Origin of the sequence: Enterobacter pseudoroggenkampii (assembly GCF_026420145.1) — a bacterium.
In the GTDB taxonomy this organism is placed as follows: Bacteria; Pseudomonadota; Gammaproteobacteria; order Enterobacterales; family Enterobacteriaceae; genus Enterobacter; species Enterobacter pseudoroggenkampii.
Window position 1 is genome coordinate 2440770 of the sequence record NZ_JAPMLV010000001.1, and the last position, 14091, is coordinate 2454860.

At 56.0% G+C, this 14091-nt stretch carries 14 protein-coding genes; 4 read left to right on the top strand and 10 right to left on the bottom strand.

What is annotated here, in order from left to right:
* Positions 1-106: 106 nt before the first annotated feature.
* Complete coding sequence (yfbR, locus tag OTG14_RS11880; RefSeq protein ID WP_267215114.1) at positions 107-706, top strand: 5'-deoxynucleotidase; 600 nt, start codon at positions 107-109, stop codon at positions 704-706.
* A gap of 80 nt (positions 707-786) precedes the next feature.
* Here yfbR and OTG14_RS11885 read toward each other — a convergent pair whose 3' ends face one another.
* The 4 genes from OTG14_RS11885 to yfbV all read right to left on the bottom strand — a co-directional run bounded on the left by OTG14_RS11885 (position 787) and on the right by yfbV (position 4407).
* The gene (locus tag OTG14_RS11885; RefSeq protein WP_024908966.1) at positions 787-2619 is read right to left on the bottom strand and encodes an SLC13 family permease; all 1833 of its coding nucleotides are present in this window, start codon (positions 2617-2619) and stop codon (positions 787-789) included.
* A gap of 75 nt (positions 2620-2694) precedes the next feature.
* Positions 2695-3354, bottom strand: a complete 660-nt coding sequence (locus OTG14_RS11890; RefSeq protein WP_024908965.1) for a sugar phosphatase — start codon at positions 3352-3354, stop codon at positions 2695-2697.
* 11 nt (positions 3355-3365) lie between these two features.
* Positions 3366-3860 carry a YfbU family protein gene (locus OTG14_RS11895; protein ID WP_008502874.1) on the bottom strand — a complete coding sequence of 165 codons (495 nt, stop codon included), beginning with the start codon at positions 3858-3860 and terminating at the stop codon, positions 3366-3368.
* Between the two features lie 91 nt (positions 3861-3951).
* Positions 3952-4407 carry a terminus macrodomain insulation protein YfbV gene (yfbV, locus tag OTG14_RS11900; RefSeq protein WP_267215115.1) on the bottom strand — a complete coding sequence of 152 codons (456 nt, stop codon included), beginning with the start codon at positions 4405-4407 and terminating at the stop codon, positions 3952-3954.
* A gap of 337 nt (positions 4408-4744) precedes the next feature.
* On the opposite strand from yfbV, the gene ackA reads away from it, so the two are divergent.
* Both ackA and pta read left to right on the top strand, forming a co-directional pair.
* Positions 4745-5947 carry an acetate kinase gene (ackA, locus tag OTG14_RS11905; protein ID WP_024908964.1) on the top strand — a complete coding sequence of 401 codons (1203 nt, stop codon included), beginning with the start codon at positions 4745-4747 and terminating at the stop codon, positions 5945-5947.
* Positions 5948-6023: 76 nt separating this feature from the next.
* Positions 6024-8165: a phosphate acetyltransferase gene (gene pta, locus OTG14_RS11910; RefSeq protein ID WP_032646614.1), complete on the top strand. Its 2142-nt coding sequence runs from the start codon at positions 6024-6026 to the stop codon at positions 8163-8165.
* A gap of 112 nt (positions 8166-8277) precedes the next feature.
* Here pta and OTG14_RS11915 read toward each other — a convergent pair whose 3' ends face one another.
* The 5 genes from OTG14_RS11915 to OTG14_RS11935 all read right to left on the bottom strand — a co-directional run bounded on the left by OTG14_RS11915 (position 8278) and on the right by OTG14_RS11935 (position 12260).
* Positions 8278-9231: a transketolase family protein gene (locus OTG14_RS11915; protein ID WP_058654840.1), complete on the bottom strand. Its 954-nt coding sequence runs from the start codon at positions 9229-9231 to the stop codon at positions 8278-8280.
* Entirely contained in the window at positions 9224-10054 is an 831-nt protein-coding gene (locus OTG14_RS11920; RefSeq protein ID WP_267215116.1) for a transketolase, read from the bottom strand. The genes OTG14_RS11915 and OTG14_RS11920 overlap by 8 nt, the downstream gene beginning before the upstream one ends.
* Positions 10051-11442: a PTS ascorbate transporter subunit IIC gene (locus OTG14_RS11925; protein WP_023312548.1), complete on the bottom strand. Its 1392-nt coding sequence runs from the start codon at positions 11440-11442 to the stop codon at positions 10051-10053. Before OTG14_RS11925 ends, OTG14_RS11920 begins: the two co-directional genes overlap by 4 nt.
* A 21-nt stretch (positions 11443-11463) precedes the next feature.
* Positions 11464-11736, bottom strand: coding sequence for a PTS sugar transporter subunit IIB (locus OTG14_RS11930; RefSeq protein WP_267215117.1), 273 nt, complete (start codon positions 11734-11736; stop codon positions 11464-11466).
* Positions 11737-11816: 80 nt separating this feature from the next.
* The gene (locus OTG14_RS11935) at positions 11817-12260 is read right to left on the bottom strand and encodes a PTS sugar transporter subunit IIA (RefSeq protein WP_267215118.1); all 444 of its coding nucleotides are present in this window, start codon (positions 12258-12260) and stop codon (positions 11817-11819) included.
* A gap of 234 nt (positions 12261-12494) precedes the next feature.
* Between OTG14_RS11935 and OTG14_RS11940 the strand changes: the two genes are divergently transcribed.
* Positions 12495-13514 (top strand): LacI family DNA-binding transcriptional regulator, encoded by a 1020-nt coding sequence (locus OTG14_RS11940; RefSeq protein WP_024908958.1) that lies wholly within the window; start codon positions 12495-12497, stop codon positions 13512-13514.
* Positions 13515-13517: 3 nt separating this feature from the next.
* Here OTG14_RS11940 and yfcD read toward each other — a convergent pair whose 3' ends face one another.
* Positions 13518-14072, bottom strand: a complete 555-nt coding sequence (yfcD, locus tag OTG14_RS11945) for an NUDIX hydrolase YfcD (RefSeq protein WP_032646619.1) — start codon at positions 14070-14072, stop codon at positions 13518-13520.
* Between the last annotated feature and the right edge of the window lie 19 nt (positions 14073-14091).

Sequence of the window (14091 nt, forward strand, 5' to 3'; positions counted from 1 at the left end):
GCCGGGTGGCGCTGCGCTTACCCGGCCTACAACACCTTCAGATTTGCATCTTCCCTCCCCTCCCCGCACAATGAACGCCTGTCGCAGTGAAGACAAAAGGTACCCTATGAGTCAGAGTCATTTCTTTGCCCACCTCTCCCGCCTGAAACTCATCAACCGCTGGCCTCTGATGCGCAATGTCCGCACGGAAAATGTGTCAGAGCACAGTCTGCAGGTTGCGATGGTCGCTCACGCGCTGGCCGCCATTAAAAACCGCAAATTCAACGGTCAGGTCAATCCAGAGCGCATTGCCCTGCTGGCGATGTACCACGATGCGTCAGAAGTGCTGACCGGCGATCTGCCTACGCCGGTAAAGTATTTCAACTCGCAGATTGCGCAGGAATATAAGGCCATCGAGAAAATTGCCCAGCAGAAGCTGATTGACATGGTGCCTGAAGAACTGCGCGACATCTTTGAGCCACTCATCGATGAGCATCAGTACACGGAAGATGAAAAGTCGCTGGTCAAACAGGCCGACGCGCTCTGCGCCTACCTCAAGTGTCTGGAAGAGTTGTCCGCGGGGAATAACGAATTTTTACTGGCAAAAACGCGTCTGGAAAAAACGCTGGAATCCCGCCGCAGCGAAGAGATGGATTACTTTATGCAGATGTTTGTACCGAGCTTCCATCTGTCGCTGGATGAGATTAGCCAGGATTCGCCACTCTGATTTTTGCCCAGCGGCGCTGCGCTTGCAGGGCCTACGGGATTGTAGGCCGGGTAAGGCGAAGCCGCCACCCGGCAAAATGCTCAGAACGGGAACAGAACCGGTATCAATACCACGCATACCACCATCACCAGCACGGTGAACGGCACGCCCAGCTTCACGAAATCACTGAATGTGTAGTTCCCCGGCCCCAGCACCAGCGTGTTCACCGGTGAAGAAACTGGCGTCATAAATGCCGCTGAGGCCGCCATTGCGACCATCATCGCAAAAGGATACGGCGACACGCCCATGGATTTGGCCATCGCCAGCGCAATCGGCGCCATCAGTACCGCCGTCGCGGTATTGGAGATAAACAGACCGATAGTGGCACACATGATAAACAGACAGACCATCATCATGTACGGCCCATACCCGCCGCCCACGTCCATTAAGCCTTTAACGATAAGATCCACCCCGCCGGTTTTTTGCAGCGCCAGGGCGAAGGGCATCATCCCGACAATGAGAATAATGCTCGGCCAGTGAATGGCTTTATAGGCGCTTTCGGCGTCAATACAGCGGAATTTACCCATCAACAGACAGGCAATAATTGCGGCGACCGGATTGGGGATCTCATCGGTCAGCATCAGCGCCACCATCAGTACCAGACAAAAAATCGCGTGGGGGGCCTGGCTGTGCGCCGGGGAGGCATCGCTCTCCTCAACAGGCATGTTGAGCACCACAAAATCACGCCCTTTTTGCCCGAGCTGGCTTATCAGCTTCCAGTTACCGACGACGAGAAAAATATCGCCCAGCAGGATCGGTTCATCCACCACCGCCCCTTCCATCGCTACGCCATCGCGCTTCAGCCCCACGACATTCAGGCCATAGCGGGTTCGGAACCCCATTTCCCGCACGGTTTTGCCCAACAGTTCCGATTCAGGGATCAGCGACACCTCGGCCATGCCAACATCCAGCGCCTGATCGGAGAAATACTCCCCACGCAGCACCATTGGTTCCAGCAGCTGTTCGCTGCAAAACTCGCGCAGATCCACGTCCGCAGTGGACATATCAATCAGGAGGACGTCCCGCGCGCGGAATTCCGACACCCCGTTGACGTTGACAATCACCCGGCGAAAACGACGCCAGCGCTCTACGCCGATCACATTCGCGCCATAGCGCTCACGCAGCTTCAGGTCGTCAAGGCGCTGCCCCACCATCGGCGAGCCAGGACGAATAGCCAGACGGCGCGCGCGCCCGGTAAGGCGGTACTCTTTAATCAAATCGCGGAAGGTGCGTCGCTTCCACCCTTCTTTATTTTTTTCCTGTTTTTCACCTTTCAGGGCAAACCGGGTCAGCAGCATGTAGACCACACCCAACACCAGAATGACCAGCCCCAGCGGGGTGACGCTGAAAAAGCTGAAGCCCTCAAATCCTTCGCGGATCAGTTCGCTGTTGACGACCAGGTTCGGCGGCGTTGCCACCAGCGTCATCATCCCGCTGATCAAACCGGCAAAACTCAGAGGCATCATCAGACGTGACGGCGAGCTCTGCATCCGCATGGAGACGCTCAGCACCACCGGGATAAAGATGGCGACCACGCCCGTGGAGCTCATAAACGCCCCCAGCCCGGCGACGGTCACCATCAGGTAGATCAGCATTTTGGTTTCGCTGTTGCCCGCCACCTTCACCAGCCACGACCCCATGATGGTCGCCACACCGGTGCGCACCAGCCCATCCCCGATGATAAACAGGGCGGCAATGAGGATAACGTTGGGATCGCTAAATCCGGAGAAGGCTTCCGGTAGCGTGAGCGTACCGCTCAGCACAAACGCGACGATGACAAACAGGGCGACGGCGTCCATGCGTACCTTGCCCGTTGCAAAAAGAAGGATGGCGATTAAAAGCAGGCTCAGGACCCAAATCAGTTCACCGTTCACAACTTATCCTTGTCAGTGGAAGATGAGGAATTTTGCCATAAAAAAGCCCCAGCAATGTGGGGCCATATCATGGGATTACACTTTTAGCGAGACGGTTACAACTCCGTCAGAGGCTTTTGAAACAGACAGGGCCGTCAGTGAATCCAGCACCAAATCTGCCTCGTCCAGCCGGGGAGATCCGGCCGGAACGTTAACGGCGATGACGTGACTTCCTGCGTTCAGCCCGGCCAGTACGCCAGCGGCCGCGTCTTCCACCACCACACACTCTGCGGGGTCGAGGCCCAGCAGTTCAGCCCCCAGTAAAAATGCATCGGGTTCAGGTTTGCCGCGCTTAACGCGCTCCGCGGTGATAAACACTTCCGGTTTCGGTAAACCAGCTGCCTTATGACGGGCGTGGGCAACCGGAATGGAGCCTGAGGTGACGATAGCCCACGGGATCTGCGCCTCGTTCAGATGCTCAAGCAGCTCGCGCGCGCCCGGTAACGCAGTAATGCCGTCCGTATCCGTGGCTTCAATGTGTTCCAGGTATTTGAACTCCGCCTGAATTTCTTCCTCAGAACGTCCGGCCAGGAAGTGCCGTAACGAGGTAATGGCCTGTTTGCCATGGATAAAATTCAGCACGTCCTGATGGTCGATGCCATGTCTGTCAGCCCAATGGCACCAGGAACGCTCCACAACCGGCAGCGAATCCACCAGCGTACCGTCCAGATCAAACAGAAAACCTCTACACTGCACACGCACCTCCGTCAGGCATTAATGATTTGTTGAATTTCGTTGCTGCTTAAATGGTACTGACGCGGGCAGGCATGCCACGCGCTCAGCATACGCTGATATTTATCCCACATCGGGGTCTGCGCGTTGAAGCCGTGGGTGCCCGCGTCAAAGTGGGTATAGCGCCCTTCCGTATTCACCATAAAGCGAACATAGCTCAGATAACGCGCTTCCGTTGCCGCATCAAAGCCTAAGAAGGTCACGCGGCGCTCGTCAATGGACTGCTGATCTTTGAGATTCGTCCAGGAGACGTGCAGGGCGTGATACATCTCCATAATGTCGATCACGATGCGGCAGGTTTCTTCTTTCAGCTCGCCAAACTCGCGGTCCAGTTCGCGCATTTGCAAACCAAAACCGCGTTCGACGATAGTTTGCAGGCGGCTGTAGCGCGCAGCGTTATCGGGATCAAGCATAGTCATCATCTTGTACTGGTTGGACAAAATCAGACGTTGAGCATGGGTCATTTCCATCTTTCGACTCCTGTAGCGCATTGCACTTAAAAAAAAGACACGGTAACTGATTGTTACTGTGCCTTCTTTTCGTCGTCGTTTCGATGATCAATCACAAGTCATCGAGGAATGTTTTATCGAGTTGCTTAAAAGCACGCTTTAACGTGTCCGCCAGCGCCTGGTAATCCGGCTTGCCTTCAACCGGGGCGAGCGCCTGCCCGGCCTCTTCCAGCTTGCCGCGCACTTCATAAAACCAGTGTAAAATAGAAGGGGGAAGCGGGGTGATGGACCGTTTACCTAACCACCACAGTCCCTGCATCGGCAGGCTTAATGCGAAGAGCGCCGTGGCGACCGCAGGTCCAAGCTGCCCACCCAACGCAATCTGCCAGCACAGCGTAAAGATAGCGACAGGCGGCATAAAGCGAATCGCATAGCGCGTGGCGCGGATGGTGCGATTCTCAATAAACATAGGCGCAAGGCGCTTTTCCATCGGCCACGTCTTTGCGTAATGCTGTCCCAGACGAAACAGACTAAAGAAATTTACGGACGGGTTCTCTGGTGTCGACATGGCTGTACCTCAACTTCACATATAAAAATTAAAATTTTCGTGCAAAACCACAACAAGCTATGACAACGTTCAAAATATTTTGTCATCTCTACCCCGTATCGGGTATCCTGTGCCAGCCTGATAGGGCCATAGACGAGAATCATTAACTCGTCAAATTATTGCATATTATGCCATTGGCTGAAAATTGTGCAAAATGGCATAAAATCATAGTTATTTCTTCCATCATGCCACAATGTTCGTTTGGCATGATGTTAATCATAAATGTCTGAGTCATCATGCGTTACGCTGTTAGACTCACTGACGTTTTTTTAGCCACGTATCAATAATAGGTACTTCCATGTCGAGTAAGTTAGTACTGGTTCTGAACTGCGGTAGCTCCTCACTGAAATTCGCCATCATCGATGCGCTCAACGGTGACGAATACCTCTCTGGTTTGGCCGAATGTTTCCATCTGCCTGAAGCACGTATCAAGTGGAAGATGGACGGCAGCAAACAAGAAGCGGCTTTAGGTGCAGGCGCCGCTCACAGTGAAGCGCTGAACTTTATCGTTAACACTATTCTGGCACAAAAACCAGAACTGTCTGCTCAGCTGACTGCGATTGGTCACCGTATCGTCCACGGCGGCGAAAAATACACCAGCTCTGTCGTTATCGACGAGTCTGTGATTCAGGGTATCAAAGACTCTGCATCCTTCGCACCGCTGCACAACCCGGCTCACCTGATCGGTATCGCTGAAGCGCTGAAATCCTTCCCGAATCTGAAAGACAAAAACGTGGCCGTGTTCGACACCGCGTTCCATCAGACCATGCCGGAAGAATCTTACCTCTATGCCCTGCCGTACAGCCTGTACAAAGAACACGGCGTACGTCGTTATGGCGCACACGGCACCAGCCACTTCTATGTAACTCAGGAAGCGGCAAAAGTGCTGAACAAGCCGGTTGAAGAAGTGAACATCATCACTTGCCACCTGGGCAACGGTGGTTCTGTTTCTGCTATCCGTAACGGTAAATGTGTTGATACCTCCATGGGTCTGACCCCGCTGGAAGGTCTGGTGATGGGTACGCGTTCCGGTGACATCGACCCGGCGATCATCTTCCACCTGCACGACACCCTGGGCATGAGCATTGACCAGATCAACAAAATGCTGACCAAAGAGTCTGGCCTGCTGGGTCTGACCGAAGTCACCAGCGACTGCCGTTATGTTGAAGACAACTACGCAGACAAAGAAGACGCTAAACGTGCAATGGACGTTTACTGCCACCGTCTGGCGAAGTACATCGGTTCTTATACTGCGCTTATGGAAGGCCGTCTGGACGCGGTTATCTTCACCGGTGGTATCGGTGAGAACGCAGCGATGGTTCGTGAACTGTCCCTGGGTAAACTTGGCGTTCTGGGCTTCGAAGTTGATCACGAGCGTAACCTGGCTGCCCGCTTCGGCAAGTCTGGCTTCATCAACAAAGAAGGCACCCGCCCGGCTATCGTTATCCCAACTAACGAAGAGCTGGTCATTGCGCAAGACGCGCACCGCCTGACTGCCTGATTCCACACCGCCAGCAATGCTGGCGGTGCTGTTTTGTAACCCGCTACATTTGGGCGGTAACGAAAGAGGATAAACCGTGTCCCGTACTATTATGCTGATCCCTACCGGAACCAGCGTCGGCCTGACCAGCGTCAGCCTTGGCGTTATCCGTGCTATGGAACGCAAAGGCGTTCGTCTGAGCGTCTTTAAGCCAATCGCCCAGCCACGTGCCGGTGGCGATGCGCCAGACCAGACCACCACCATCGTTCGCAAGAATTCCAATCTGCCAGCGGCTGAACCGCTGAAGATGAGCCACGTTGAGTCTCTGCTGTCCAGCAACCAGAAAGATGTGCTGATGGAAGAGATCATCGCCAACTACCATGCTAACGCGCAAGACGCGGAAGTGGTGCTGGTTGAAGGCCTGGTCCCGACGCGCAAACACCAGTTCGCCCAGTCTCTGAACTTTGAAATCGCGAAAACCCTGAACGCAGAGATCGTTTTCGTGATGTCTCAGGGCACTGATACCCCAGAGCAGCTGAACGAGCGTATCGAACTGACGCGCAGCAGCTTCGGCGGCGCGAAAAACACCAACATCACCGGCGTGATCGTGAACAAACTGAACGCACCGGTGGATGAGCAGGGTCGTACTCGCCCTGACCTGTCCGAGATCTTCGACGACTCGTCCAAAGCGAAAGTCATCAAAGTTGACCCGGCTAAGCTGCAGGAATCCAGCCCGCTGCCAGTACTGGGCGCGGTGCCATGGAGCTTCGATCTGATTGCCACCCGTGCAATCGATATGGCACGTCACCTGAACGCCACCGTGGTTAACGAAGGCGACATCAACACCCGCCGCGTGAAGTCCGTGACCTTCTGTGCGCGCAGCATTCCGCACATGCTGGAACACTTCCGCGCAGGTTCCCTGCTGGTGACTTCCGCAGACCGCCCTGACGTGCTGGTTGCAGCCTGCCTGGCCGCGATGAACGGCGTGGAAATCGGTGCGATCCTGCTGACCGGTGCCTACGAGATGGACCCACGCGTCAGCAAGCTGTGCGAACGCGCGTTCGCCACCGGCCTGCCGGTCTTCATGGTGAACACCAACACCTGGCAGACCTCCCTGAGCCTGCAGAGCTTCAACCTCGAAGTGCCGGTTGATGACCACGAGCGTATTGAGAAAGTTCAGGAATACGTTGCAGGCTACATCAACGCAGATTGGGTCGAATCCCTGACGGCGACCTCCGAGCGCAGCCGCCGTCTGTCTCCTCCAGCATTCCGTTACCAGTTGACCGAGCTGGCGCGTAAAGCGGGCAAACGCGTTGTTCTGCCAGAAGGCGACGAACCACGTACCGTTAAAGCGGCTGCTATCTGTGCAGAGCGCGGCATCGCGACCTGTGTGCTGCTGGGTAACCCTGATGAGATCACCCGCGTAGCGGCGTCTCAGGGCGTTGAGCTGGGCGCTGGCATCGAAATCGTTGACCCGGAAGTGGTTCGCGAAAGCTACGTTGCCCGTCTGGTCGAGCTGCGTAAGAGCAAGGGCATGACCGAAGCCGTTGCGCGCGAACAGCTGGAAGACAACGTGGTGCTGGGCACGCTGATGCTGGAGCAGGACGAAGTTGACGGTCTGGTTTCCGGTGCGGTTCACACCACGGCGAACACCATCCGTCCACCGCTGCAGCTGATCAAAACCGCACCGGGCAGTTCTCTGGTTTCTTCCGTATTCTTCATGCTGCTGCCCGAACAGGTTTACGTTTACGGTGACTGCGCGATCAACCCGGATCCAACCGCAGAACAGCTGGCAGAAATCGCTATCCAGTCCGCGGACTCTGCGATTGCCTTCGGTATCGAACCGCGCGTAGCGATGCTCTCCTACTCCACCGGTACTTCTGGTGCAGGTAGCGACGTAGAGAAAGTGCGTGAAGCGACCCGTATTGCTCAGGAAAAACGTCCTGATCTGATGATCGACGGCCCGCTGCAGTATGACGCCGCGGTTATGGCTGACGTTGCGAAATCCAAAGCGCCGAACTCGCCGGTTGCAGGTCGCGCTACCGTGTTCATCTTCCCGGATCTGAACACCGGTAACACCACCTACAAAGCGGTACAGCGTTCTGCAGACCTGATCTCCATCGGGCCGATGCTGCAAGGGATGCGCAAACCTGTGAACGACCTGTCCCGTGGCGCGCTGGTTGACGATATCGTCTATACCATCGCTCTGACCGCGATTCAGTCTTCGCAGCAGCAGTAATGTTAAAAAGCCCGGTGGCGCTAGCGCTTACCGGGCCTACGGTTTTGTAGGCCGGATAAGCGAAGCGCCATCCGGCAAGAAAGGCGACCACTTAACCGGTCGCCTTTTTTATTTACAGCAGCTCTCTTGCCGCCGACACAATGTCATGTGCCGTCAGGCCATATTCCTTCTGCAGGAAATCCTGCGTCCCTACCTGACCGTAGCGCTCCTTGACGCCCACCCGCCGCATCGGCACCGGGCAGGTTTCCACCAGCACTTCCGCCACCGCCGACCCCAGGCCGTTGTGAATGCTGTGGTTTTCACAGGTGACGATGCGTCCGGTTTTCTCGGCGTAGTTTTTCACCAGCATCCGGTCGATGGGCTTCAGGGTAAACATGTCGATGACCGCCGCGCTGACGCCCTCCTGCTCAAGCTGGCGTGCCGCTTCCAGCGCTTCCGCCACCATGATGCCGTTGGCAATCAGGGTAATATCACTTCCTTCACGCAGCACGTTGCCTTTGCCGATGGTGAAGGTGGAACCCGGGGCATACACGCTCGGCGCCTGCTTGCGGATGGTCCGCACCCAGTAGAAGCCTTCGAGGTCGATAAGCTGGCGCAGCACGTCTTCGAACATCACCGCGTCGGTCACCTCCAGCACCACCGAATGCGCCAGACCGCGTACGATGCCCATATCCTCAAACGACATATGCGTTCCGCCGTTGTGGCAGGCCGTCACGCCCGCATCCGAGGCAATCACCTTCACGTTGTTGCGCTGATAGTCCAGGGACATAAACAGCTGGTCAAAACAGCGACGGCTGGCAAACGCGGTGAAGGTGTGCACGAACGGTTTACGTCCGGTCAGCGACAGCCCGGCTGCCGTGCCGATGACGTTGGCTTCCATAATGCCGCAGTTAATCACGTGCTGCGGATAATCGCGCGCCACGCCGTCCATCGCCATCGAGCTCATCAGGTCTGCTTCGAGCGCAATGATGTCACTTCCGGCCTCAATCTGTTTTGCCACGAAGCCAGCGTAAACTTTACGCATCTCAACGGCGTCTTTCTGTCCTGCCGGTGCAACCTTAATCATGTGAAGCCTCCAGTTGGCGAATCGTCTCGTTGAGGGCCGCTTTGCTCTCTGCGGTCAATCGCAGGTGGTGCGAGTTGCTGAGCTGCTCCAGATACGGCACACCCTGCCCTTTGATACTGTCGAGGATGACGACTAACGGACGCGCATCAGCAGCCGGAACCCGCGACGTCACCTCCAGCAGCACAGGAATGTCGTCCCCCTTCACCGTCACCACGTCAAAGCCAAAGGCGCGGAATTTGCCCTCCAGGTCAAACGCGCTGATGATCTCGTCCAGCTCGCCGTCGAGCTGCTGTTTGTTCCAGTCGACAAATACCGTCAGGTTATTCAGGCGATGGTGGGCAATAAACTGGAACGCCTCCCAGCACTGCCCTTCGTTCAGCTCGCCGTCGCCGACGATGCAGAAGACCCGATTCGGCCGCCCGGCCAGCCTGTGCGACAGCGCCATGCCGCCCGCGATGGAAATCCCCTGCCCCAGCGAACCGGTGGTGGCGTCCACGCCGCGCGTTTTCAGGCGGTCCGGGTGGCTGGGCAGGCGCGTGCCGTTCTGGTTCAGCGTGCTCAGCTCTTCTGTCGGGAAGTAGCCCTTGATCGCCAGGGTACTGTAGAGCGCCGGGCCCGCATGGCCTTTCGACAGGACAAAGTAGTCTCGCTCCGGCCAGTCCGGATCCGCCGGGTCGATTTTCATCACCGCGCCGTACAGCACGGCCAGGGTTTCGACCACCGACATGCTGCCGCCATAGTGGCCAAAGCCGAGCCGCGTCAGGGATTTCAGCGTCTCAAGACGAATCTGACGCGCGAGTTCGGTTATCTCTCTCTCATTCATGATTTGGCTCCGGTGTTTTCCTGCGCGTTACCGCCCGCAGGTTTGTTTTTCGCGAAGACGTTGTACGCCACCAGCAGCGCGAATAGCGCCACGACCAGCCCGGTGATAGCAAGCGGCGACAGGAAGCGCGCAAGGTTGCCGAGCACAATCCCGACCGCGCCGAAGTCGGCGTCAGAGAAGGTGGTGTTGGCAAAGCCAATGGCGCCCAGCACCGGCAGCAGCAGGACCGGCAGGAAGGTGATCAGCAGGCCGTTGGCAAAAGCGCCAATCATCGCCCCGCGCCGTCCGCCGGTGGCGTTACCAAACACGCCCGCCGTTGCGCCGGTGAAGAAGTGCGGTACGACGCCCGGGAGGATTAGCACCCAGCTAAACTGACCGCAGATGAACAACCCCACAATCCCGCCAAGGAAACTGAACAGGAAGCCAATCAGTACCGCGTTTGGCGCATAGGGATAGACCACCGGGCAGTCCAGCGCAGGACGCGCGTTCGGCACCAGTTTTTCCGAGAAGCCGGTAAAGGCCGGAACGATTTCCGCCAGAATCAGGCGTACGCCCTGCAGGATGATGAACACGCCCGCCGCAAAGGTAATCGCCATGATGATGGCGTAGACCAGGTAGTTCTGACCGCCGCTGAAGGTGGCCTCGACGTACTCGCGACCGGCGCTCACCGCCATGATCAGGTAGATAATCATCATGGTCAGGGAGATGGAGATCGAGCTGTCGCGCAGGAAGCTCAGGTTCTTCGGCAGGTTCATCTCTTCCGTTGAGCGGGATCCTTTGCCGACCTTGCTGCCAATCCAGCCGGACAGCACGTAGCCCAGCGTGCCGAAGTGGCCGAAGGCAATCTCATCATTGCCGGTAATGCGCTTCATGTAGCGCTGGGCAATCGCCGGGAAGAAGGCCATGATCAGGCCAAGGATCAGCGACCCGGTAAAGACCAGCCCCACGCCCTCAAAGCCCGCCACCGTCAGGATCACGCCAATCATGCACGCCATGTAAAACGTGTGGTGTCCAGTCAGGAAGATATACTTCAGGCGGGTAAAACGCGCGACGATAATATTCGCCACCATCCCGAAGGCCATAATCAGCGCGGTCGCTGCACCGTATTTTTCCAGCGCAATGGACACTATCGCTTCATTGTTTGGAATAATGCCCTGGATCGTAAATGCGTGTTCAAACATCCCGCCCAAAGGATTTAATGACCCCACCAGTACCGTGGCGCCACCGCCCAGTACAATAAAGCCCAGGATAGTTTTAATTGTTCCTTTCACCACGTCGGAAAACGCTTTTTTCTGCGCAACCAGACCGATTAACGCGATTAAACCGACCAGCACCGAAGGGACTTTTAAAATATCAACAACGAAATTCAGCGTTTCAAGGATAAACATATCCACCTCGCCTTATCAGGGTTATTGTCTTTCGAACCAGCCGCGCAGCTGCGCTTCAAGTTCGTTAATGTCGATGATGTTGTTGATCACCACCAGCTGGTTTTCCGACACGCTGGCGCTGGCGGCAATGTCTTTTGCCATCACGAACAGATCGGCCGCGCCCGGCGTGGCCGAGGAGAGATCGGAGTGTTCAACCTCAGCTTCAATCTCCAGCTTTTTGAGCACCTTTTTAATATTCATTTCGACCATAAAACTACTGCCCAGGCCAGAACCGCAAATAGCCATGATTTTCATTGTTGCCCCCTTATTTTGAGTAGAGTACGCCCCATCACGCTGACGCGTAATGTTGTGAAAAACCGGATTAAAGAATTAAATCAGAAGCGGTTAATAATCGTTTTAATTTCCTCCAGGGTATTCACCTGATGCAGTTCGTCCATATCGGTATCGCTGGAAAATAACTCTGCCAGCGACGAGATCATCTCGATATGGCTATTTTTGTCGGGTGCCGCGAGCATAACAATGACGTTGACAGGGTCAAACTCACCGGCACCAAACGAGACGCCCTGTTTTAGTTTTAATAACGACAACCCCAGTCCTTTGGCGCCTTCCTCCGGCCGCGCATGCGGCATCGCCAGCCCTGGTGCCAGCACATAATAGGGTCCTAACGTGTGGTGCTGCTGGATGATGGCAGTGACGTATTCAGGCTCAATCACCTGCAAATCCAGCAGCGGCTTCGCGCACAGCTCCAGCGCCTGCGGCCAGCCTTCCACGCTCTCCTGCAGCGTGATGGTTGTATCATATATCCATTTTTTGAGCACTTTTCACTCCCACGACACGCTTAAGATGAGCAAACTTTATTCAACGCATCAGTGATTGACTGCGATCGCGATCACAAAGATAGCGCTACCAATCGTTATCGTGCAGAAATGTGATAGCGCTATCAAATTGCAATCACGTTGCTAAATCACAGCAAAAAAAGGGATTTAAGGCGTATACTGCCTGTCACGTGAAACGAAGGAAAAGAAGAACGCGTCTGGTCAGCAGGAAGGTGTATGTCTCTAACCCGAAAACGGCGCAGTACTGGTAAAGTGACACTCGCCGATGTCGCACAGCTTGCCGGTGTGGGCACGATGACCGTGTCCCGTGCACTTCGCACGCCCGAACAGGTTTCCGATAAGCTACGTGAAAAAATTGAAGCCGCCGTGCAGGAGCTGGGTTATATGCCTAATCTTGCCGCCAGCGCGCTGGCCTCGGCGTCGTCATGGACGATAGCCATGGTGGTGCCTAATCTCTCCGAAGCCGGCTGCTCGGAGATGTTCGCCGGGCTACAGCAGGTGCTGCAGCCTGCCGGGTATCAGATCATGCTGGCTGAATCCCAGCATCGTCTTGAGCAGGAGGAGAAGTTGCTGGAGACGCTTCTGGCGTCGAACATCGCCGCCGCTATCCTGCTCAGCGTTGAACATACCGACACCGTTCGCCACTGGCTGAAAAACGCCTCAATTCCGGTGATGGAGATGGGCGCCATGCGCGCCGATCCGATTGATATGAATATCGGGATTGATAACGTGGCGGCCATGTATGAACTCACGGAAATGGTGATTAAGCGCGGCTACCAAAACATAGGCCTGCTGTGCGCCAACCAGGAACAGTGGATTTTCCAGCAGCATCTGCAGGGCTGGTACAAAGCCATGCTTCGCCACCATATGTCGCCGAACCGGGTCATTAACGCTGCGATGCCGCCGAGCTTCTCGACCGGTGCAGCACAGCTGCCCGAGTTCCTGCTGGCCTGGCCGGAGCTGGATGCGCTGGTGTGCGTCTCTGACGAGCTGGCGTGCGGCGCGCTGTATGAGTGCCAGCGCAGGCGAATCAAAGTACCGGACGATCTGGCGGTAGTAGGCTTTGGCGATAGCGACGTGAGCCGCGTCTGTCAGCCGCCGCTGACGACCATGGCGGTGCCGCATCGTAAGATTGGAATTGAAGCCGGGAAAGCGTTACTGGAGCGCCTGAATGGCGGAGACTGGCGCGATCAAAAGCCCATCGCGTCCAGTCTGTGTCTGAGAGAGAGTTGCTGAAGCTTACTCAGCCTCTTCCTCTTTCTCTGATTTTGTCGATTCGTTATTGGCGTTGCGGCTCATCCAGAGCGCCAGCGCTTTTAACGAATCCGGCGTGAACTCGTCGCAGCGAGCGGTGATCTCTTCCGGCGTCATCCAGCTGACCTCACTCACCTCTTCTTCCTGCAGGGCAAACGGGCCGTGAGAAACGCAGCTAAACAGCCCGCCCCAGACGCGGCAGTTTTCGTCTTCAAAATAGAACTGACCGTGCTCGGCAAACGGCACACCGGCAATGCCTAACTCTTCTTCTGCTTCACGACGTGCGGAATCCAGCAGCACTTCATCTGCCTGGACAACACCGCCTGCAGTGGCATCCAGCATACCCGGGAGAAAATCTTTGGTATCCGTACGGCGCTGGACCAGAATTTTGCCCATCCCGTCATGCACAACGATGTACGTTGCGCGGTGGCGCAGACGCTCCGCACGCATTTGTTCGCGGCTGGCCTGCGCGATCACTTCATTCTCTTCGCTGACAATGTCAACCCACTCTGTACTTGCCAAATGACTCTGCTCCACCATCGGGAAACCTTCTCTTCTA